General features: G+C 71.7%; 21 protein-coding genes and 1 pseudogene. 12 read left to right on the top strand and 10 right to left on the bottom strand.

Features of this window, described 5'->3' with window-relative positions:
* Nucleotides 1-29: 29 nt before the first annotated feature.
* Both AYO52_RS14035 and AYO52_RS14030 read right to left on the bottom strand, forming a co-directional pair.
* On the bottom strand, nucleotides 30-458 hold the full coding sequence (locus AYO52_RS14035) for a hypothetical protein (protein ID WP_067718538.1): 429 nt from the start codon (nucleotides 456-458) through the stop codon (nucleotides 30-32).
* A gap of 121 nt (nucleotides 459-579) precedes the next feature.
* Nucleotides 580-786: a dodecin gene (locus AYO52_RS14030; protein ID WP_007629964.1), complete on the bottom strand. Its 207-nt coding sequence runs from the start codon at nucleotides 784-786 to the stop codon at nucleotides 580-582.
* 118 nt (nucleotides 787-904) lie between these two features.
* Between AYO52_RS14030 and AYO52_RS14025 the strand changes: the two genes are divergently transcribed.
* Together AYO52_RS14025 and AYO52_RS14020 are read left to right on the top strand one after the other, a co-directional pair.
* The gene (locus AYO52_RS14025) at nucleotides 905-1681 is read left to right on the top strand and encodes an isocitrate lyase/phosphoenolpyruvate mutase family protein (protein WP_067718535.1); all 777 of its coding nucleotides are present in this window, start codon (nucleotides 905-907) and stop codon (nucleotides 1679-1681) included.
* 55 nt (nucleotides 1682-1736) lie between these two features.
* Nucleotides 1737-2264 (top strand): DinB family protein, encoded by a 528-nt coding sequence (locus AYO52_RS14020; protein ID WP_067718532.1) that lies wholly within the window; start codon nucleotides 1737-1739, stop codon nucleotides 2262-2264.
* Between the two features lie 91 nt (nucleotides 2265-2355).
* Here AYO52_RS14020 and AYO52_RS14015 read toward each other — a convergent pair whose 3' ends face one another.
* Both AYO52_RS14015 and AYO52_RS18400 read right to left on the bottom strand, forming a co-directional pair.
* The gene (locus AYO52_RS14015) at nucleotides 2356-3345 is read right to left on the bottom strand and encodes a pseudouridine synthase (RefSeq protein ID WP_067718530.1); all 990 of its coding nucleotides are present in this window, start codon (nucleotides 3343-3345) and stop codon (nucleotides 2356-2358) included.
* Complete coding sequence (locus AYO52_RS18400) at nucleotides 3342-3518, bottom strand: hypothetical protein (RefSeq protein WP_156523619.1); 177 nt, start codon at nucleotides 3516-3518, stop codon at nucleotides 3342-3344. Before AYO52_RS18400 ends, AYO52_RS14015 begins: the two co-directional genes overlap by 4 nt.
* Nucleotides 3519-3628: 110 nt before the next feature.
* On the opposite strand from AYO52_RS18400, the gene AYO52_RS14010 reads away from it, so the two are divergent.
* The 4 genes from AYO52_RS14010 to AYO52_RS13995 all read left to right on the top strand — a co-directional run bounded on the left by AYO52_RS14010 (nucleotide 3629) and on the right by AYO52_RS13995 (nucleotide 8005).
* On the top strand, nucleotides 3629-4546 hold the full coding sequence (locus AYO52_RS14010) for an endonuclease/exonuclease/phosphatase family protein (protein ID WP_067718528.1): 918 nt from the start codon (nucleotides 3629-3631) through the stop codon (nucleotides 4544-4546).
* Between the two features lie 14 nt (nucleotides 4547-4560).
* Nucleotides 4561-5181 carry a hypothetical protein gene (locus tag AYO52_RS14005; RefSeq protein ID WP_067718525.1) on the top strand — a complete coding sequence of 207 codons (621 nt, stop codon included), beginning with the start codon at nucleotides 4561-4563 and terminating at the stop codon, nucleotides 5179-5181.
* A 244-nt stretch (nucleotides 5182-5425) separates the two neighbouring features.
* The gene (locus AYO52_RS14000) at nucleotides 5426-6460 is read left to right on the top strand and encodes an LLM class oxidoreductase (RefSeq protein ID WP_067718523.1); all 1035 of its coding nucleotides are present in this window, start codon (nucleotides 5426-5428) and stop codon (nucleotides 6458-6460) included.
* A gap of 153 nt (nucleotides 6461-6613) precedes the next feature.
* The gene (locus tag AYO52_RS13995) at nucleotides 6614-8005 is read left to right on the top strand and encodes a deoxyribodipyrimidine photo-lyase (protein WP_216635335.1); all 1392 of its coding nucleotides are present in this window, start codon (nucleotides 6614-6616) and stop codon (nucleotides 8003-8005) included.
* A gap of 47 nt (nucleotides 8006-8052) precedes the next feature.
* On the opposite strand, the gene AYO52_RS18395 is transcribed toward AYO52_RS13995, so the two are convergent.
* Nucleotides 8053-8214, bottom strand: coding sequence for a sulfatase-like hydrolase/transferase (locus tag AYO52_RS18395; RefSeq protein ID WP_239550338.1), 162 nt, complete (start codon nucleotides 8212-8214; stop codon nucleotides 8053-8055).
* Between the two features lie 107 nt (nucleotides 8215-8321).
* On the opposite strand from AYO52_RS18395, the gene ilvD reads away from it, so the two are divergent.
* Nucleotides 8322-10061, top strand: coding sequence for a dihydroxy-acid dehydratase (gene ilvD / locus AYO52_RS13990; protein ID WP_253702172.1), 1740 nt, complete (start codon nucleotides 8322-8324; stop codon nucleotides 10059-10061).
* Between the two features lie 88 nt (nucleotides 10062-10149).
* Here ilvD and AYO52_RS18620 read toward each other — a convergent pair.
* Nucleotides 10150-10506 (bottom strand): annotated as a pseudogene (locus tag AYO52_RS18620) (VOC family protein); the annotation flags it as partial.
* Between the two features lie 63 nt (nucleotides 10507-10569).
* Nucleotides 10570-11256 carry a PhoU domain-containing protein gene (locus AYO52_RS13980; protein ID WP_067718518.1) on the bottom strand — a complete coding sequence of 229 codons (687 nt, stop codon included), beginning with the start codon at nucleotides 11254-11256 and terminating at the stop codon, nucleotides 10570-10572.
* Between the two features lie 161 nt (nucleotides 11257-11417).
* Between AYO52_RS13980 and AYO52_RS13975 the strand changes: the two genes are divergently transcribed.
* The 5 genes from AYO52_RS13975 to AYO52_RS13955 are packed head-to-tail and all read left to right on the top strand — an operon-like array spanning nucleotide 11418 to nucleotide 15892.
* Complete coding sequence (locus AYO52_RS13975; protein WP_067718516.1) at nucleotides 11418-11960, top strand: DUF4242 domain-containing protein; 543 nt, start codon at nucleotides 11418-11420, stop codon at nucleotides 11958-11960.
* Nucleotides 11957-13069, top strand: a complete 1113-nt coding sequence (locus AYO52_RS13970) for an acyl-CoA dehydrogenase family protein (protein WP_082924027.1) — start codon at nucleotides 11957-11959, stop codon at nucleotides 13067-13069. Before AYO52_RS13975 ends, AYO52_RS13970 begins: the two co-directional genes overlap by 4 nt.
* A gap of 44 nt (nucleotides 13070-13113) precedes the next feature.
* Complete coding sequence (locus AYO52_RS13965) at nucleotides 13114-13815, top strand: ABC transporter ATP-binding protein (RefSeq protein ID WP_371517849.1); 702 nt, start codon at nucleotides 13114-13116, stop codon at nucleotides 13813-13815.
* Nucleotides 13816-13822: 7 nt separating this feature from the next.
* The gene (locus AYO52_RS13960; protein WP_067718513.1) at nucleotides 13823-15010 is read left to right on the top strand and encodes an ABC transporter substrate-binding protein; all 1188 of its coding nucleotides are present in this window, start codon (nucleotides 13823-13825) and stop codon (nucleotides 15008-15010) included.
* 57 nt (nucleotides 15011-15067) lie between these two features.
* Nucleotides 15068-15892, top strand: coding sequence for an ABC transporter permease (locus tag AYO52_RS13955; RefSeq protein WP_371517847.1), 825 nt, complete (start codon nucleotides 15068-15070; stop codon nucleotides 15890-15892).
* A gap of 88 nt (nucleotides 15893-15980) precedes the next feature.
* Here the strand turns inward: AYO52_RS13955 and AYO52_RS13950 are convergent, their stop codons facing one another.
* Genes AYO52_RS13950 through AYO52_RS13940 form a run of 3 tightly spaced genes read right to left on the bottom strand, consistent with a single transcriptional unit; the run spans nucleotide 15981 to nucleotide 18071 of the window.
* Entirely contained in the window at nucleotides 15981-16463 is a 483-nt protein-coding gene (locus tag AYO52_RS13950; RefSeq protein WP_067718510.1) for an FABP family protein, read from the bottom strand.
* Between the two features lie 40 nt (nucleotides 16464-16503).
* Entirely contained in the window at nucleotides 16504-17031 is a 528-nt protein-coding gene (locus AYO52_RS13945; RefSeq protein WP_067718508.1) for a DUF488 family protein, read from the bottom strand.
* Nucleotides 17031-18071 (bottom strand): DUF808 domain-containing protein, encoded by a 1041-nt coding sequence (locus AYO52_RS13940; protein ID WP_067718505.1) that lies wholly within the window; start codon nucleotides 18069-18071, stop codon nucleotides 17031-17033. The genes AYO52_RS13945 and AYO52_RS13940 overlap by 1 nt, the downstream gene beginning before the upstream one ends.
* Between the last annotated feature and the right edge of the window lie 40 nt (nucleotides 18072-18111).

The following is an 18111-nucleotide window of genomic DNA, read 5'->3' as shown; positions in this document are numbered from 1 at the left end:
GGCGGCTCACCGGGCCGCGTGCCGCCCACTCACGCGCGGCTGCCGTTGCGCGCGGCGCGGCCGCCGACGATCTCCACGGTGTCCACGTCCGCCACCCCCAGCGCCAGGAGCGCCTGCCCCGTCGCATCCAGCTCGTCCTCGATCGTTCGCAGCCAGCCCCGCACCACTTCGTCGGGGAGGCGGCGCCTGGCGGACAGGCCGACGACGAATCCGGGCGACGCGATGGCTGGCAGGACGGCCATCGCGTCGCGGCGCTCGTGCGATGTGCACAGCCAGTCCACGTCGCTGATGAGGATGGGGGCGGCAAGGCCGACGTCGTGTTCGTCGCACGGGAGGATGAGCATCGTGTTCCGGCCGCGGTCGTGGTGACCGAGGACGAGGTCGATCACGCCGGCGGCGAGCGGGGCGTCGTCGAGCGGGAGCGTGTTCCAGTTGTCGGGGAGGTCCTCGAATCTCATGCCCCGAGTCTCGGCGCTCCCGAGCGCCGGCGACAGCCCCGCGGCGCGTTCTGTGGAGCCGCCGGAACGCCCTGTGGATAAAGGGATCCGCGGGAACCCGGAGGTGGCCGGACGCGTCTGGTCAGGACTCGTGCCGGAACCCCACCTTGATGGTCACCTGCCAGTGGGCGACCGCCCCGCCGTCGAGCTTGCCGCGGACGGACTGGACCTCGAACCACTCGAGGTTCCGCAAGGTCTTCGACGCTTCCGCGACCGCGTTGGCGATGGCCTGGTCCGTTCCGTCCGGCGAGGAGCCGACGATCTCGGTGACGCTGTAGACGTGGTTCATGGTGACCTCCGGAGTGCGCGCGGCGATGTGTGATACGGGTCACTCTACGGTGGTCCGCGCGCTCGGCCACCGGCGTAGGGTCGGGAGGCGAAAGTTCCCGTTCCAGAGGAGGATCGAGATGCCCGACGTCCGTGCACGAGCAACTACGCTGGCCGAGCTCCACGAATCGGGTGAGCTGACGGTCCTGCCGACCGTGTGGGACACCTGGAGCGCCCGGGTCGCCGCCGATGCCGGCTTCAAGGGACTGACGGTGGGCAGCCACCCCGTCGCCGACGCGATCGGCAGCGCGGACGGGGAGAAGATGGACTTCTCCGAGTACCTGCACGTGGTCAAGCGGATCACGGACGCGGTGTCCGTTCCCGTCAGCGCGGACGTCGAGTCGGGCTACGGTCTCGACCCCGCCGAGTTGATCACCCGCCTGCTCGAGGCCGGGGCCGTCGGCGCGAACATCGAGGACGTCGTGCACCGCGAGGGTAAGCGTGTCCGCGATCGCCAGGAGCACGCCGACTACATCGCCGCCGCCCGCCGCGCGGCCGATGACGCCGGGGTCCCGTTCGTCATCAACGGACGCACCGACGCCGTCAAGCTGGGGACGGACGTCTTCTCGGACCCGCTGGCGGAGGCCGAGGCCCGCATCACGCTCATGGCGGACGCCGGAGCGCGATCGGTGTACCCGGTGGGCGTGACGACCGCCGATCAGCTCACGCGTCTCGTGCAGGCGGTGACGATCCCCGTCAACGCGACCGCCCATCCGGTGAAGGGACACGGCGCCGGTGACCTGGCGGCCCTGAAGAAGCTCGGTGTGCGCCGGGTGTCCTTCGGACCGCTCTGGCAGATGTGGCTCTCCGAGGTCTCCGCCGACCGGTTCGCCGACTGGCTCCCCGCGAACGGCTGACGCGGACCGACCCGATCCGGCCGCGGGACCGCCGGGACGGTGAGACGGTGGAGGCATGGACACCCCTCCCGAACCCTCGCTGCCGGACACGAAAGACTGGACGACCGTTCTCGAGTCTGGCTGTGACGACTGTGGATACCGGCCTCACGACCCGGCTTTCACGAGCGACCGACTGGCTTCCGCCCGCGACCGGTGGCTCGCCGTCCTCCGGCGGACCGGGGTCGAGCGGCGACCGTCGCCGCGGGTGTGGTCGCCGCTGGAGTACGCGGGCCACTGCCGTGACCTCATCGAAGTCCTGGGGGACCGCATAGCGGCGATGCTCGACCGAGCCGAGCCGACCTACGACGATTTCGACGGCGAGGCGGCGGTCGTCGAGCACGGGTACTGGCGCAGCGACCCGGACGATCTCGCCCGCCGACTCGACGCCACCACCGCTCGGACGCTGAAGGTTCTCGACCGCGTCGGCCCCGCGGACCGGGACAGGACCGGTCGACGCGGCGACGGCTACGTCTTCACCATCGCCTCTCTGTGCCAGTACATCGTGCACGACGTCGAACACCATCTGGGTGACGTCGACGGGTGAGAACGCGCGGTCCCTGTTTTCCGCCCCGGGGCCTCGCGGGCGGGCTCGCCGACCGGCCCGTGGTCGGCGCCCACGCCGTCGCCCAGCGGCGTCACGCACCTGACGTTCCAGCGGCGTCGCTGACGGGGGCGTGTGTGAGGGTCCGGCGCGTGGCGAACCGTCGGGGCTCGCCGGTGACTGGGTCGGTGAACCCGAGCTCGCGGGCGAGGAGTTGCAGCGGCAGGTCGGGGTCGTCGGGGGCCTCGGGCAGCAGGTCGGGGTAGCGCCGGTCGCCGAGGATGGGGATCCCCAGCGCGGCGAGGTGCACGCGCAGTTGGTGGAGCCGCCCCGTGCGGGGCGTGAGAAGCGTGTGGACGACGGGCCGCCCGGAGGCGCTGAGTCCGGTCGCGAGCACGTCGACGAGGGTCTCGGAATTGGGCGGGAGCTCGGGGTGGAGGGTGACGCGCAGCTCGCCGCGCAGCGAGCGGATGTGCGCGCGGTGCGTGACGGGGACCGGGTGGCCGCAGAGCGACGGGGCGGCCGCGTCCCACCCGGCCGGACGGGCGGAGACGGCCTCGTAGGCCTTGGTCACCTCGCGCCGCTCGAACATCGACTGGTAGGCGCCGCGCGTGTCGGGGCGGGCGGAGAACATGACCACCCCGGCGGTCTCGCGGTCGAGGCGGTGGATCGGCGTGATGTCGTCGTTGCCCAAGCGGGTGCGTAGCCGGACCAGTGCGGTCTCGCGCAGGAAGTGGCCGGACGGGGTGGTGGGGAGGAAGTGCGGTTTGTCGACGACGACGAGGTGGTCGTCCCGGTACAGGATCTCCTCCCGGTAGGGCAGGACGGTCTCGTCGGGCAGGTCGCGGTGGTACCAGACGAACTCGTGGGTGCCCAGCGGAGTGTGGTGGTCGATCGCCCGGCCGTCGGCGCCGACGATCTCCCCGGCGGGGATCCGGCGCCGCAGCTCGCCCGGGTCGAGGTGGTCGAACCTCGTCTCGATGTAGTCGGCGATGCCCGCCCACGGGCCGGCGGCGGGGACTCGCAGGCGGGTGGGGCTGACGCCGTCCCGGACCGGTAGAGGCGGCGGTGCGGGCACGGTCACACGTCCTGTCCGGTGACCGCCCGCGCCGGCAGGAAGTCGTTGTCGAGACGGCTCGGGACGTACATGGTGTGCTCGGACCCGACCCCGGCGCGGCGGACGACCGCGGAGAAGAACACCCGCGCGGCCGGCAGACACTCCACGCACTGCTGTCCGACCGGCGTGTGTTGATCCACGGGAGGATCGTGTCACGGTTGCGACCGGTCCGCAGCGGGCCGCGCGCCGAATAGGGTGGAGGTCGCCCGGCAGGAGCGATGCAGAGGCGAGAACGGTGTGGGGTGGGGAGATGGCGCAGCGCGAGGCCGGGTCGGACCCCGCCGCCGAGCCGTCGGCGGGGGACCCGCCGCTGGTCGGCCCGGTGCCCGCGCCCGGCCTGCACGTCATGACGTGGAACATCCGGCGGCCGGTGCCCGCTGCGCTCACCCGGCCGGCGGACCGGTGGCATCACCGGGCGCCGCGCGTGCGGGCGCTTCTCACATCCGAGCGACCGACCGTTCTGTGCGCGCAGGAGGTGGCCGCCCGACAATTCGCCACCGTGCTCGAGGCCCTCGGCCCGGGCTACGACCACGTCGGTCGTGGCCGCTCGGCGGACGGCGGGGGAGAGGCGTGTCCGATCTTCTTCGACGCGACCCGTCTCGAGCTGCTGGGCTGGGAACAGTCCGCCCTGTCGGACACGCCTCACCGTGCCGGGTCGGTGTCCTGGGGCAACCTGTTCCCCCGGGTGATGGTCGAGGTGCACCTTCGCGACCGGGTCACCGGTCACGACCTGCTGGTGGTCAACACACACCTCGACCCGCTGTCCGGCCGGTCCCGGCTGCGCTCCGCCCGTGCCCTCCTGGAGGTGGTGGCCGCACGGGGCCTGCCGGCCGTCGTGACGGGCGACTTCAACGCGGGCCCGTCGAGCCCGGCCGTGCGCGCACTCCTCTCGGACGGGGTACTGGTGGACAGTTGGCGGGTCGCCCGCGCCCGGCACAGCGAGCAGTGGGGCACCTACGCCGACTACCGGCGCCCGCGACGGGACGGCGCCCGGATCGACTGGATCCTCACCACTCCCGATCTCTCGGTCACCGACGCCGCGATCAATCCGCTCCGCCACGAGGGCGGGTGGCCCTCGGACCATCTGCCGGTGCACGCTGTGGTGCACCCGGCCGGCCCGGGCGATGAGGAGCACAATGGGCGGCGAGACGAGACGCGAGGACAGTGAGGAGCCCGACGGACGTGATCGACAACTTCCTGCGCCCCGCCGGGAGCGCATTCCAGACGGTGGCGGACGCCCTGCGCCTGCTCGGCGTCCTTAGCGTGGTCTCGGCCCTGCTGTTCCACGGGGTGACGGACGCCGCCATCGTGGCCTTCGCCCTACCCGGACTCATGCTGCCCCGGTTCCTCGGCATGCGCGCGTGGGCGGACGTCACCGTGTCGGCCACGCTGCTCGTGGCGGCGTGGAGCAACGTCGTGGACCTCTACCGAACCGTCTGGTGGTGGGACATCCCGATCCACTTCTTCCTGGCCGGCGCCCTGTCTGTGGTGGCGTACGTGTTCTGTGCGCACCGCGGGATCGTGCGGGCGCCGGGTGCCCGCGGGTTCACCGTCACCGGCGCGGTCGTGCTCACCACGGCGTTCGGGCTCGCGCTGGGCGCGATGTGGGAGATGGTCGAGTGGTTCGGCTACGCCTACCTCGCAGACGAGATCTACGTGACCTACGAGGACACCGTCGGGGACTTGGCGGCGGGCGGACTCGGCGCGCTGCTCGCCGGCGTGCTCATGGCCCGTGGCCCAGAGCTGCTGCTCCCCGCGGCCACGCCGCCCGCCCGGCCGGCGCCCGCCTACCGGCACAGGTAGATCTCGGCCCGCCCGTCCCCGGAGCGAGCTGCGCCGTTCGCGACGAGAGCCGGCCTCGTCGTCGTCGCCGTACCCGCGCAGGCTCGAGGCGCGGCCCACACCACCATCGCGATCCGGAAGAGGGAGACGAGTTCGGTCGAGGAGGGCTCCGCGGCCGGGCCGGCAGGCGGTGTCGCCCGGCGTGGCGGCACCGGGTGACCGTGGGCGTTCGGCCCGCCGTGCCGCCCGTGCCAAGGTGGAAGCCATGACCTCCTCGCCGTGCACCCGCTCCGACGGTGACCCCCGCGCCCTGCCGGGGTTCCGGCGCACCTACGCGCCCGGCCGACTCACGCTCGGCCTGGGGTTCCCGATGCGGAGCCGGACCGACAGCGACGACGTCCACGACCCGGCGGCTCAGGTCCGCCTCGCACGGGCCGCCGAAGCCGGCGGTTTCGCCGCCCTCTACGTCCGTGACATCCCGCTGCGCGTGCCGTCCTTCGGCGACGTCGGTCAGGTCTACGACCCGTGGATCTACCTCACCCACATCGCCGCCCACACCTCGCGGATCGCGCTGGGCACCGCGGGCATCGTCCTGCCGGTGCGGCACCCGCTGCACGTGGCCAAGTCCGCGGCCAGCGTCGACCGGCTGTCGGGCGGACGGTTCCTGCTGGGATTGGCGTCCGGCGACAGGCCCGAGGAGTTCCGCGCGTTCGGCCTCGAGCAGGGGGAGCGCGGTGAGCGGTTCCGCGAGAACCTCCGCGTGATGACGCACGCCCTGACCACCGAGATGCGCGGGATCCGGTGGTCCGGCGGATGGATGCACAGCGCGGACGTGGTGCCCAAGCCCACCGCCGCGTCGGTTCCGGTCATCATGATCGGGTCGTGTCAACAGAGCGTGGCCTACCTCGCCGCGCACGGGGACGGGTGGATGACCTACCCGCGCGACTTCGACGCCCAGCGGCGCACCGCCGCACAGTGGAGGGACGCCGTCGCCGCCGCCGCGGCCGGCGGAGTCGGCGACGCGAACGACGACGCTGACAGGGACGACGGGGAGGTGTTCAAACCCTTCGCGCAGTCGCTGCAGATCGACCTCTCGCAGGACCCGGACGAGTCAGCCTCCCCGATCACCTTCGGCTTCCGGATCGGCCGGCGCAGGCTGGTCGACCACCTCGAGGACCTGAGGGGGATCGGGGTCAACCACGTGCAGCTGGGTCTGGGGGCCTGCCGTCGCCCGGTCGGCGAGGTGATCGCCGAGCTGGCCGAGCACGTCGTGCCCCACTTCCCGCACCTCGCGCACTAGGGCCGCCGGACTCACCGGAGCGGCTCCCGTGCGCGTTCCCGCGGCCGAGCGTCTGGCTGCCCGGCGAGGGCCGCACTTCTGCCACACTCGATGATCACGGCGACGGATCCCGGTCGATCCGCCGCGAGCGCCGACGAGGGAGGCCCCGTGGGGATCTCGATTCTGTGGTTCCGCCGCGACCTGCGACTGTCCGACCATCCGGCGCTGCTCGCGGCAGTGGAAGCGGGGGATGAAGTGCTGCCCGTCTTCGTCCGCGACCCCGGCCTGCTGTCCCGGGCCGGCGCGCGAGCCGACAGACTGGCGGCGTCGGTCGCGGCGCTGTCGGCTGACACCGGCGGAGCGCTGGTCGTGCGAACCGGCGATCCAGCCCACGTCATCCCCGGGCTGGCCACGCTCACCGGTGCCCGCGAGGTGCACGTCAGCCGTGAGTCCACGCCCTACGGACGGCGCCGGGACGCACGGGTGGGGGCCGCGCTCGAGGCCGACGGCCGCCGGCTGGTCGAGACGGGGGCGCCCTACGCCGTCGGGCCCGGCCGCGTTCTCAACGGCAGCGGCCGTCCGTACCAGGTGTTCACCCCGTTCTCACGCGCGTGGCGCGAACACGGGTGGCCCGCGCCCGGACAGCAGCCCCGGGACGTCCCCTGGGCGGCGGTGCCCTCCGGTGAGCTCCCCGGAGTCGACGGTGACGGCTGGGGACGCGGCACGGCGAGTGGCGTGGTTCGCGGTGCGGCCGGAGACGCGGGGGAGGCCGCGGCCCTCGCCCGGTGGCGGGCCTTCCTTGAGGACGACCTCGAGAACTACGGACAGAGGCGCGACCGCCCCGATCTGGACACCACGAGCCGCCTGTCCGCGCCGCTGAAATACGGAGAGATCCACCCGCGCACGATCCTCGCCGACCTCGCGGCGCACCCCGCCGCCGACGGCGAGGGGGCCCGCCGCTTCGTCACCGAACTCGCGTGGCGGGAGTTCTACGCCGACGTCCTGTGGCACCAGCCCCGGTCCGCCTGGAAAGACCTGCGTGACGCTCTCTCCGGGTTGCCCTACGACCAGGGACCCGAAGTGGACGACCTCGTCGAGGCCTGGCGACGGGGCCGGACGGGCTTCCCCTTCGTCGACGCGGGAATGCGTCAGCTCCTCACGGAGGGGTGGATGCACAACCGCGTCCGCATGGTCACCGCCAGCTTCCTGGTCAAAGATCTGCACGTGTGGTGGCCGGTCGGCGCCAGGCACTTCCTCGCCCACCTGCTCGACGGCGACCTCGCTTCCAACAACCACGGATGGCAGTGGGTGGCCGGCACGGGGACGGACGCCTCGCCGTTCTTCCGCGTCTTCAACCCGGTCACGCAGGGCCAGCGCTTCGATCCGGACGGGGAGTACGTCCGCCGATGGGTCCCCGAGCTGCGGCACCTGCCCGGGGCGGCCGCGCACGAGCCCTGGCGGTGGCCCGACGGCCACGATCACGGGTACCCGGAACGGATCGTGGATCACGCCGAGGAGCGGCTCGAGGCGTTACGCCGGTACGACCTCGTCAGGAACGGCTCCTGATGATCAGGCGGGTTGCGGGCGGCGGGCAGTCTGCCACGTGCAGCAGCTCAGTTTCTCCCAGGTGGGAACAGGCCGACGTGCCACTCGCCGGCGAAAGGGGTGCGGTATCCCGCGTCACGCAGGAGTTCCGCTACGGTCGGCACCGGGTGGTCGAGGTATCCCTCGTAGCCCGGCTGCATGTACTGGTTCAGCTCATGCAGCGGCTGCATCACGCCGAGGCCCGCGGGTGTGGAATCCCCGGCCCGATCGGTGGTCTGTCGGGCCGCGGCGGAGGGGCCGACCGCGCAGCTGGGCCGACAATGCCTAGGCTGTGCGCATGAGCTCCGGAACCGACATGCCTCGCCCAGGACACGCGGCCACCGGCCGCGAGGCCGACATCAAGCCCCGAAGCCGCGACGTCACCGACGGGCTCGAGAAGACCGCCGCCCGCGGGATGCTCCGCGCGGTGGGTATGGGCGACGACGACTGGGTCAAGCCGCAGATCGGTGTGGCCTCCTCGTGGAACGAGATCACCCCGTGCAACCTCTCGCTCGACCGGCTGGCCAAGGCCGTCAAGGACGGGACTCACGCCGGAGGCGGTTACCCGCTGGAGTTCGGCACCATCTCGGTGTCCGACGGCATCTCGATGGGCCACGAGGGGATGCACTTCTCGCTGGTCTCGCGTGAGGTGATCGCCGACAGCGTCGAGACCGTCATGAGCGCCGAGCGGCTCGACGGCTCTGTGCTGCTCGCCGGCTGCGACAAGTCCCTGCCCGGCATGCTCATGGCCGCTGCGCGGCTGGATCTGGCGAGCGTGTTTCTCTATGCCGGGTCCACCCTTCCCGGCTTCGCCAAGCTCTCCGACGGAACGGAGAAGCAGGTCACGATCATCGACGCCTTCGAGGCCGTCGGGGCCTGCTCGCGCGGTCTCATGAGCCGGGAGGACGTCGACACGATCGAGCGGTCCATCTGCCCGGGCGAGGGCGCGTGCGGCGGTATGTACACCGCCAACACGATGGCGAGCGCCGCCGAGGCGCTGGGTATGTCCCTGCCGGGTAGCGCGTCGCCGCCGGCCCCGGACCGCCGGCGCGACGACTACGCCAAGGCGAGCGGCGAGGCCGTGGTCGAACTGCTGCGGCAGGGCATCACCGCGCGCGACATCATGACCAAGGAGGCGTTCGAGAACGCGATCGCCGTCGTCATGGCCTTCGGTGGGTCCACCAACGCGGTCCTACACCTGCTCGCGATCGCCAGCGAGGCCGAGGTCGAACTGACCCTCGACGACTTCGCTCGCATCGGCGCCACGGTGCCGCATCTGGCCGACGTCAAGCCGTTCGGTGCCCACGTCATGACCGACGTGGACAAGATCGGTGGCGTCCCCGTGGTCATGCGGGCGCTGCTGGACGCCGGGCTGCTCCACGGTGACTGCCTCACCGTCACCGGCCGCACCGTGGCCGAGAATCTCGCCGACATCGCTCCGCCGGACCCGGACGGCAAGGTGCTCCGAGCTATGTCCGAGCCGATCCACCCGACCGGCGGGATCACGATCCTGCGCGGGTCGCTCGCCCCCGAGGGTGCGGTGGTCAAGTCCGCCGGTTTCGACTCCGACGTCTTCGAGGGCACCGCGCGCGTCTTCGAGCGCGAACGCGCTGCCATGGATGCTCTCGAGGACGGGACCATCACGGCGGGCGATGTCGTCGTGATCCGCTACGAGGGTCCCAAGGGCGGGCCCGGTATGCGTGAGATGCTCGCCATCACCGGTGCGATCAAGGGCGCGGGCCTGGGCAAGGACGTCCTGCTCATGACCGACGGCCGGTTCTCCGGCGGAACCACCGGACTGTGCGTGGGCCATATCGCGCCCGAGGCCGTGGACGGCGGGCCGATCGCCCTGGTGCGGGACGGCGACCGGATTCGGCTCGACGTCTCGCAGGGCACCCTGGAGCTGCTCGTGGACGAGTCGGAGCTACAGACCAGGCGTGAGGGCTGGGAGCCGCTCCCTCCCCGCTACACCCGCGGTGTCCTGGCCAAGTACTCCAAGTTGGTGCAGTCGGCGTCCACCGGGGCGATCTGCCGCTGACCCCGGATGGCACGACGACACCCGGCCGCGGTTCTCCCGCGACCGGGTGTCTACCGGCCTCCGGGTCAGGCTGGTGTAACCCGAACACATTGCCCTCGGTGTCGAGGAAGTAGCCCTGCCAGGCCATTCCCGGGAGCGCGTGCTTGTCCAGCGCCACGGTGCCCCCGGCCGACAGGATCATCCGGGCGGTGGCATCGAAGTCCTCGCACCCCACGGTGAGCACGGCGCCCCGGACCGGCGCCCCGGCCGCGGGCGGATCGCCGGTCCGCTGCTTGATCGCGCCGTTGATGCCGGGGGCGTCCTCGGGTCCGGTGGTCACCCCGAAGTAGGGGCTCCCGGCGTACTCGCTCCAGTCCTCGAACGTCCAGCCCAGCGCGTCACCGTAGAACGTGCAGGCCCGGGCCGGGTCGGAGGCGTGGATCTCGAAATGGACCGGTCGGGACATGGCGGTCTCCTCATCGGGTCGCGGGAACCCAGGATATCGCCGCGCGGAATCGTCCGGCAGTACTCAGTCCAGAACCGTGCCGTCATCGAGATGGGACAGCGACCCGCCCTCGGGGCGCTCGCCGGTGGCCAGGTACACGACCCGGTTGGCGATGCTCACGGTGTGGTCGCCGAAACGCTCGTAGTAACGGGCGAGTAGGGCCAGGTCCACGGCCGCCACCGAACCGTGCGGCCAGTCCTCGGCGGAGATCTGCTTCATGAGGTCCGCGTGGAGGCGGTCGACGGCGTCGTCCTCGGCGTCCAGGGTGCGGGCCCTGTCCGCATCCTTCTCGACGAGCAGGGCGGTGAGCTCGCGGGCCATCCGACCGTCGTGCTGCGACAGTTCCCGGATGAGCGGGACGAGCGGGGCGGGCACCACGGACTGCGGGTGGCGCCGTCGGGCGACCCGGGCGATGTGGCCGGCCAGCGCGGCCATGCGGGTGAAGTGCTCGACGATGTAGATCCCCGAGACCACCTGACGTAAATCGCCGGCCACCGGGGACTCGAGCAGGAGGAGCTCGAACGCGTGCTGCTCACTGGCCTCACGGAGATCCTCCAGTTCCGCGGCGCCGTCGATCACCTCGATGGCGGCGAGTTCGTCGCCGTCGAGCAGTGCCGCGGTGGCGCGGTCGAGCAGGCGGATGTTGGTCTCGCAGAAGCGAACCAGCTGGTCGGAGAATTCATCGAGCTTGGAATGGAAGACAGTGCGCATGACACGACTGTAGTGCCGGTGAGGTAACGGACGGCTTCCATTCTCCCACTGTTCACCGCGCCGCCCTCCGGAAAGGGGGGCCCAGCCCGGGAATGAATAGACAGAACGGTCTGTTCTTACTAGCGTCAAGCCATCACGAGACGTCCGGAAAGGACTTGTTCATGACCCTCTTCCTCTACGAGACCACCCCGTCACCGGAGCAGCAGGCCGACCCCTCCGGTCTCGTCGACTCCCTCGCCACCGCACTGACCGCGGGCGGCGCCGAGGTCATCGAGACCCAGGTCACCAAGGGTGCCGCACGCGTCTTCACGATCGTCGAGCTCGCGGACGGCCCGAACGGTGCCTGTGACATCGACGCCCCCGTCCTCGACGCCGGAGCGATCGGAGCCGCCGACGTGACCGCGCCCGCGCAGGTCCGCCTGGTCGGCACCGACCTCGAGACCATCAAGGCCGCGCGACCCGACGCAGGCTACCTGGTCGAGTGGGACATCCCGGCGGAGATCGACATGGACACCTACCTCACGCGGAAGAAGGAGAAGTCCCCGAAGTACGCCGAGATCCCCGAGGTCTCCTTCCTGCGCACCTACGTGCGTGAGGACACGGACAAGTGCCTGTGCTTCTACAACGCTCCGGACACCGACGCCGTCGTCCGCGCGCGTGAGATCGTGTCCACCCCCATCTCTCGCCTGCACGAGCTGTCGTGAGCACCGCCGCGACGCAAGCCTCCGTTCTCGGTACGCCCCGAGCCCGGCTCACTGCCGGCGCACTCGGTGACGTCGACGTGGCGGAGCTCGTCGCGGTGATCGACTCGGTCGCTGCGCGGGCCTCCGCCCTGGACCGCGACGAGGCGGACCTGCGGGACGACATCGGCGCCCTCGCCGGGCTCGGCCTCTTCGACGTCGACCGCACCCCCGTCGCCGTCGCCGCCACGATCATCGAGGCCGTGGCCACGGAGAGCCTGGCGGTTGCGTTCGCCGCTTGGGCGCAGCGTATGACCGCCGCATACCTCCGCCACGCGGCGGACCGTTCCGATGCCGCGAGCCGGACCTACCGGGCCGTCGCGGACGGCAGCCGCCCCGGTGTCACGGGCATGGCCGCCGCCCAGCGGCAGGTCGTCGGACTGGGGAAGGTCCCGATCACCGCCACGCCGGTGTCGGGCGGGTACAAGATCGACGGACCGATCGCGTGGGCCTCCAACGTGTACCCGGACAGCACCATCGTGCTCGCCGCCAACACCGAGGACGGGCGAAGCCTGGTCCTCACCTTCGAGGCGTCTGCGCCCGGCGTCGAGATCCGCAGCGCCCCCGACCTGCTCGCACTCAACGCGACGGCCTCCACCATGATCGGCCTCGACGGCGTGGTGGTCCCGGATGAACAGGTGCTGGGGGAGGACCTCGCGGACTTCCTGTCCGGCGTGCGTCCCCAGTTCCTCGTCCTGCAGGCGGCGTTCTGCTCGGGCGTCGCCGCACGGTCCCTGACCGAGGCAGAGGGCCGGCTCGAGGGCCTCGGCGCCTTCTACTCCGACGAGCACGGCGAGCTGGCGGCTCGGCACGAGCACATGCACGCCGAGCTGCACCGCCTGGGGGCGACGCCGACCGAGGCCACGCTGGGCGATCTGCTCCTGCTGCGCCTCGACGGCGCGGAGATCGCGCCGGCGGCGACCCGGCTCGAGGCCGTCCTCTGCGGCGGCATGGGCTACGCCCAGGCCGCGCCGGCCAACCGCCGCATGCGGGAGGCGGCGTTCCTGCCTGTGCAGTCACCCTCGCAGTCCCAGCTGCGGTGGGAGCTCGACCGACTCGGGGTGCCCGCGTGACAGCCGGCGTCCTGACCAGGCCCGTCGCGGTGAGCGTGTCGGGCCTGCAGCACCGGCTGCCCGGCGGGAGGGTGCTGTTCGACGACCTCGAGCTCAGTGTCCGGGCCGGTGAGTCACTGGTCCTCCTGGGGCCGTCCGGGGCCGGCAAGTCCACTCTGCTGAGGCTGCTCGCGGGCCTCGAGGAGCCCGCCGCGGGCGAACTGCGGGTGGGCTCGACGGACACCGGGGACGACCGGGCGCACCCGTACGCGGTCGTCTTCCAGAAGCCGCTGTTGTATCCGTGGCTGTCGGTCCGTGAGAACGTGGCGTTGGGTGGGCGGTTCCGGGCCCTGCGCGGCCGTGTCGATCCCGCCCACGTCGACGGTCTGCTCGAGCATTTCGGGATCGCCGAGTTGGCCGACTCCCGTCCGGACCAGATCTCGGGCGGCCAGGCGCAGCGCGTGGCCGTCGTCCGTGCGGCGGCGACCCGTCCCGAGATCCTGTTGCTCGACGAGCCGTTCAGCGCGCTCGACCCCGTCACGCGGGCGGACTCGCAACGGTGGCTGGTCGGGGCGACCGCGGACCTCGGGGTGACCACGGTGATGGTCACGCACGACGTGGACGAGGCGCTCGTCGTGGGGTCCCGCATCGCACTGTTGGGATCGTCGGGTCGTGTCCAGCAGGAGTGGACGAACCCGTCCCACGGCTCCACGGAATCCGACCCGGCCTTTCGCGACAGCATTCTCGCCGCCTACCGGACGGCCTGACCCGGCGATGAGAGTCGAACCCGGGGCCCGCGGCCCCCTCCTCGACCGGCGCGCGCTGCTCAGGGCCGGGGGCGCCCTCGCCGTGGGCGCAGGTGCGGTCGGAGGCGCCGCGGCCCTCGGCAACCTGGTCACGACGGCCACCGCCCCGAGGGGGGTGGCCACCGATGATCTCCGCATCGGCTACCTCCCCATCACCGATGCGGCCCCGTTGTTGGTGGCTCACGGAGACGGCTACTTCGAGCAGCAGAGACTCACCGTCGGGCGGCCGGTGATCTTCCGCTCCTGGTCTTCGCTCATGGAGGCGTTCCTCACCCGGCAGGTGGACCTCATCCACCTGCTCATGCCGTCCGCGATCCAACTCCGGTATGTCGTCGGAGCCGACGTCAGGGTGGTGGGCTGGAACCACACGGGTGGAGGCGCCATCACGGTGGCACCGCACGTGACGGATGTCGCCCAGCTCGCGGGCACGCAGGTGGCGATCCCGGGATGGTGGTCGATCCACAACATCCTGCTCCAGCGGGTACTACGCGCAAACGGCCTCACCCCGGTGGCGCGTCGCGCCCCGAGCCGGTCCGAGGGGACCGTCGAACTCGTGGTGATGGGGCCCTCGGACATGATCCCTGCCCTGGCCACCGGGTCGATCTCCGCGTTCACGGTCGCGGACCCGTTCAACGCCGGCGCGGTCGCCCAGGGTGTGGGCTCCCTGCACATGCTCCTCGACCAGGTGTGGCGGGATCACGCGTGCTGCGTCACCGTCGTCCACCGGGACCTGATCGACACCCGCCCCGACACCGTGCAGGCGCTGGTCGACGCCGCCGTCGCCGCCCAGCTCGGTATCAGGGCGGACCGCAGCGAGGCGGCGGCCATCCTGTCCGGGAAGGGATACCTCCCGCAGCCTCCGAAGGCGGTCGAGGTCGCCATGGCAGGGACCGTGCCGGACCCCGACGGCGGCCCCGCGCGTCACCGGATCGACTTCCACCCGTACCCGTTCCCGAGCTTCACCTCCGAGCTCGTCCGCCAGATGCGGACGACGGTCGTCGACGGGGAGACCCGCTTCCTCGACGGTCTCGATCCCTCGGGTGTCCACGACGAACTCGTCGACGACCGGTTCGTCCGCGCCGCCATCGCCCGCCACGGCGGCCCCGCGGTGCTCGGCCTCCCCGCCTCACTGACCCGACACGAACGGCTGATCTAGATGACGCGCACCGATTCGACCCCGGACCCGGCCACCGACACCGTGCCAGCGGACGCGATGGTCGCCGACCCGCCCGCGCCCGGCTCCCGCCGGGGCCGCCGGGGCCGCCGGGCCGTCGGGGCCGGGCCGTCGGGTCTGCTCACACGCTGGGCCGCGGGGCTACTGGGGTTGCTCATCGGCCTGGGCGTGTGGGCCCTGCTCACCTCCGGGCTCGTCACCGACGACCCGGTGATCGGCGGGATGTCGCCCGTCGAGACGTGGTCTGGCTTCGGCGACCTGCTCGACAGGGGAGTGCTGCTGTCCGACGCGGCGGTCAGTCTGTACCGACTCGTCGCGGGACTCGCCGTCGCCGCGTTTCTCGGGGTGCCGCTGGGGCTCTGGCTGGGACTGCGGCGGACCGCGGAGGCGGTCGCGGGTCCGCTCGTGCAGTTCCTGCGGATGATCTCACCGTTGTCCTGGGCACCGGTGGCCATCGCGGTGTTCGGGATCGGCAACGAGCCCGTGATCTTCCTCGTCACCGCCGCGGCGGTGTGGCCGATCATGCTCTCGACCTCGGCAGGCGTCAACGCGATGGATCCCGGGTACCTCGACGTGGCCCGGACCATGGGCGCCAGCGGCTGGGAGCGCCTGACCCGGGTCGTCATCCCCGCGGTCCGGCCGGCGATCCTGGGCGGCATCCGCCTCGCGCTCGGGACGGCCTGGATCGTGTTGGTGCCCGCGGAGATGCTCGGTGTGCGGTCCGGCCTGGGTTATCAGATCCTCAACGCCCGCGACCAGTTGGCCTACGACCAGGTCATGGCGGTGATCCTCGTGATCGGCATCCTCGGATTCGCGCTGGATGGGCTGTCACGGCTGGTTCTGCGCGACCGCGCCGCGCGCTGACGCTCGCGGCTGGCCCCGGCGGTCGGTGGTCGCGCAGCGCCCGGATCAGTTCGTCGTTCCTCGTGACCGACCGGCCCTGTGCTGCGGTCTAGGCCCTGCGCAGCTCGGAACGCAGGTGGTGGGTGAGGGGCTGGCCGACCGCTGCCATGGCGAACGTGGTGGTGATCCGGTCGTCGACGGTCTCGTAGCGGCGGTGCGTGGTGTCGACCTGCTTGGCGCTCGCACTGTTGTGCACGCGTGAGCGGAACTCCAGCACCAGGGCGTCCGCCTCGGCGGCGAGCGTTCCCTCGCAGAGTTCGGTCTGCCCGGTGGGTTGGGACAGGACGAACTCGGCCGTACCGTCACCCGGGACCCGGAGGTATCCGGTCTCGGTGTGCATGGGGGATCCGGTGGGGCTCCACGTGCGCTGCACGTAGTGCAGGAAGGGCTTGCCCACGTCGGTGAACGTGATCTCCTCGGTGTAGGTGAAGTCGTCGATCGTCGGGTACGAACCGGCCCCCTCGCCTCGCCAGGTGCCCAGCAGGGCGGCGACGGGGGTCAGGTTGGCGGCGGGCGTCGAGGCGGGATACATGGCGCGAGACTAGGCCATCGGTGACGCCGGCCGCGCGGGGTCAGCCATCCCAGACCGGTTCGCCGTGCTCGTCGAGCCGCAGGCCCTCGCTCGGACTGTGCTCGGTGATCTTTCCGGTGTGCATCAGGTGCCCCACGGGCAGACCGTGGACCGTGGCGACGACGTCGGCGACGATCCGACGATGGCAGCGCCACCACACCGACTCCGAGCACATGACCGCGACCTGTCGCGATCGGGCGTCGGCCACGACCCGATCCAGGGCGGCGCGGAATGCAGGGTCCCGGGTCCAGGCGCTGTAGGCGCGGAACGCCTCGACCCGCCACCAGGTGTCGGGGGAGGCCCGGCGCCGGTCGGCGGTGAGGCTGCGGCGGCCGCCGAGGTCCTCTTCCCAGCGGTAGTCGATCCCCGCCTCGCCGACGATCTCGGGCACCGCGCCCTTGGCAGCGGCGGAGTTCGCGCGGCTCCCGGGAAAGCGCCGGATGTCCACGAGGAGTTCGACGCCGGCGCCGGTGAGCAACCGTGCCAGCTCGTCGCGATCCAACCTGCCGTGCCCCACCGTGAACAGCATCAGTGGCCGGTGTCCTCTCCCGTCCTCGTTCGGGTCGCCCCGCCGTGGTCACCGCGCGCGCCCCCGGCGTCGGTGCCGGACCCGGCGTCGGAGTCGGCGTCCGCCCCGGCGTGCGACCCGGAGCTCCGTCGCGGGATCAGGTGCATGATCGCCACGACCACCGCGCCCACCGCGAGGCCGAAGACCAGTGCGCACGCCGTGTCGACGAGCCAGGCGAGTACCGCGCCGACGCCCGCGACGCCCGCCGCGGGCTCGGTCAGGACGTGTACGAGGTGGTACGGCCCCGTCACGCCGAGTTCGTCGAGCCCCACGAGGAGGATGTGGCCACCGACCCACAGCATGGCCAGCATGCCGACGAAGGAGATCACCTCGAGCACCGTCGGCATGGCCTTGACCAGGCCGTGGCCGAACCGCTGCACACCCGGGGACTCCCTCCCCGCCAGGTGGAGGCCGACGTCGTCCATCTTCACGATCACCGCGACGACGCCGTAGACGAGCGCGGTGATGCCCAGCCCCACGACGACCAGGATGATCGCCCGGGACCAGAAGGACTCCGACGCGACCTCGTTGAGGGAGATCACCATGATCTCGGCGCTGAGGATGAAGTCGGTGGTCACGGCGCCGCGGACCATCTTCGCCTCGGCGTCCGGGCCCCGGTCCACGACGGGGGCGGCCTCCTCGTGGTGTCCGGAGACCCGCTCCCAAACCTTCTCCGCCCCCTCGAAGCAGAGGTAGAGCCCGCCCAGCATGAGGATCGGGGTGAGGATCCACGGCACGAACTGGCTGAGCAGGAGTGCGAAGACGATGATGATCGCCTTGTTGCCCAGTGACCCGATGGCGATCTTGCGGATCATGGGCAGTTCGCGGGACGGGTCGACGTCGCGGACGTACTGGGGGGTCACGGCGGTGTCGTCGACCACCACGCCGGCGGCCTTCACGCCGGCGCGGCCTGCGGCGGCGGCGACGTCGTCGGTACTGGCCGCTGCCATGCGCGCGAGCACCGCGACGTCATCGAGCAGGGCGGCGAGTCCACCGGCCATCACAGACCTCACTTCTCAACGGGCGGGGGGAACCCGCGGA

This window comes from Dietzia sp. 111N12-1 (assembly GCF_001658045.1).
In the GTDB taxonomy this organism is placed as follows: Bacteria; Actinomycetota; Actinomycetes; order Mycobacteriales; family Mycobacteriaceae; genus Dietzia; species Dietzia kunjamensis.
This window is presented reverse-complemented; position numbering and strand designations above follow the sequence as displayed.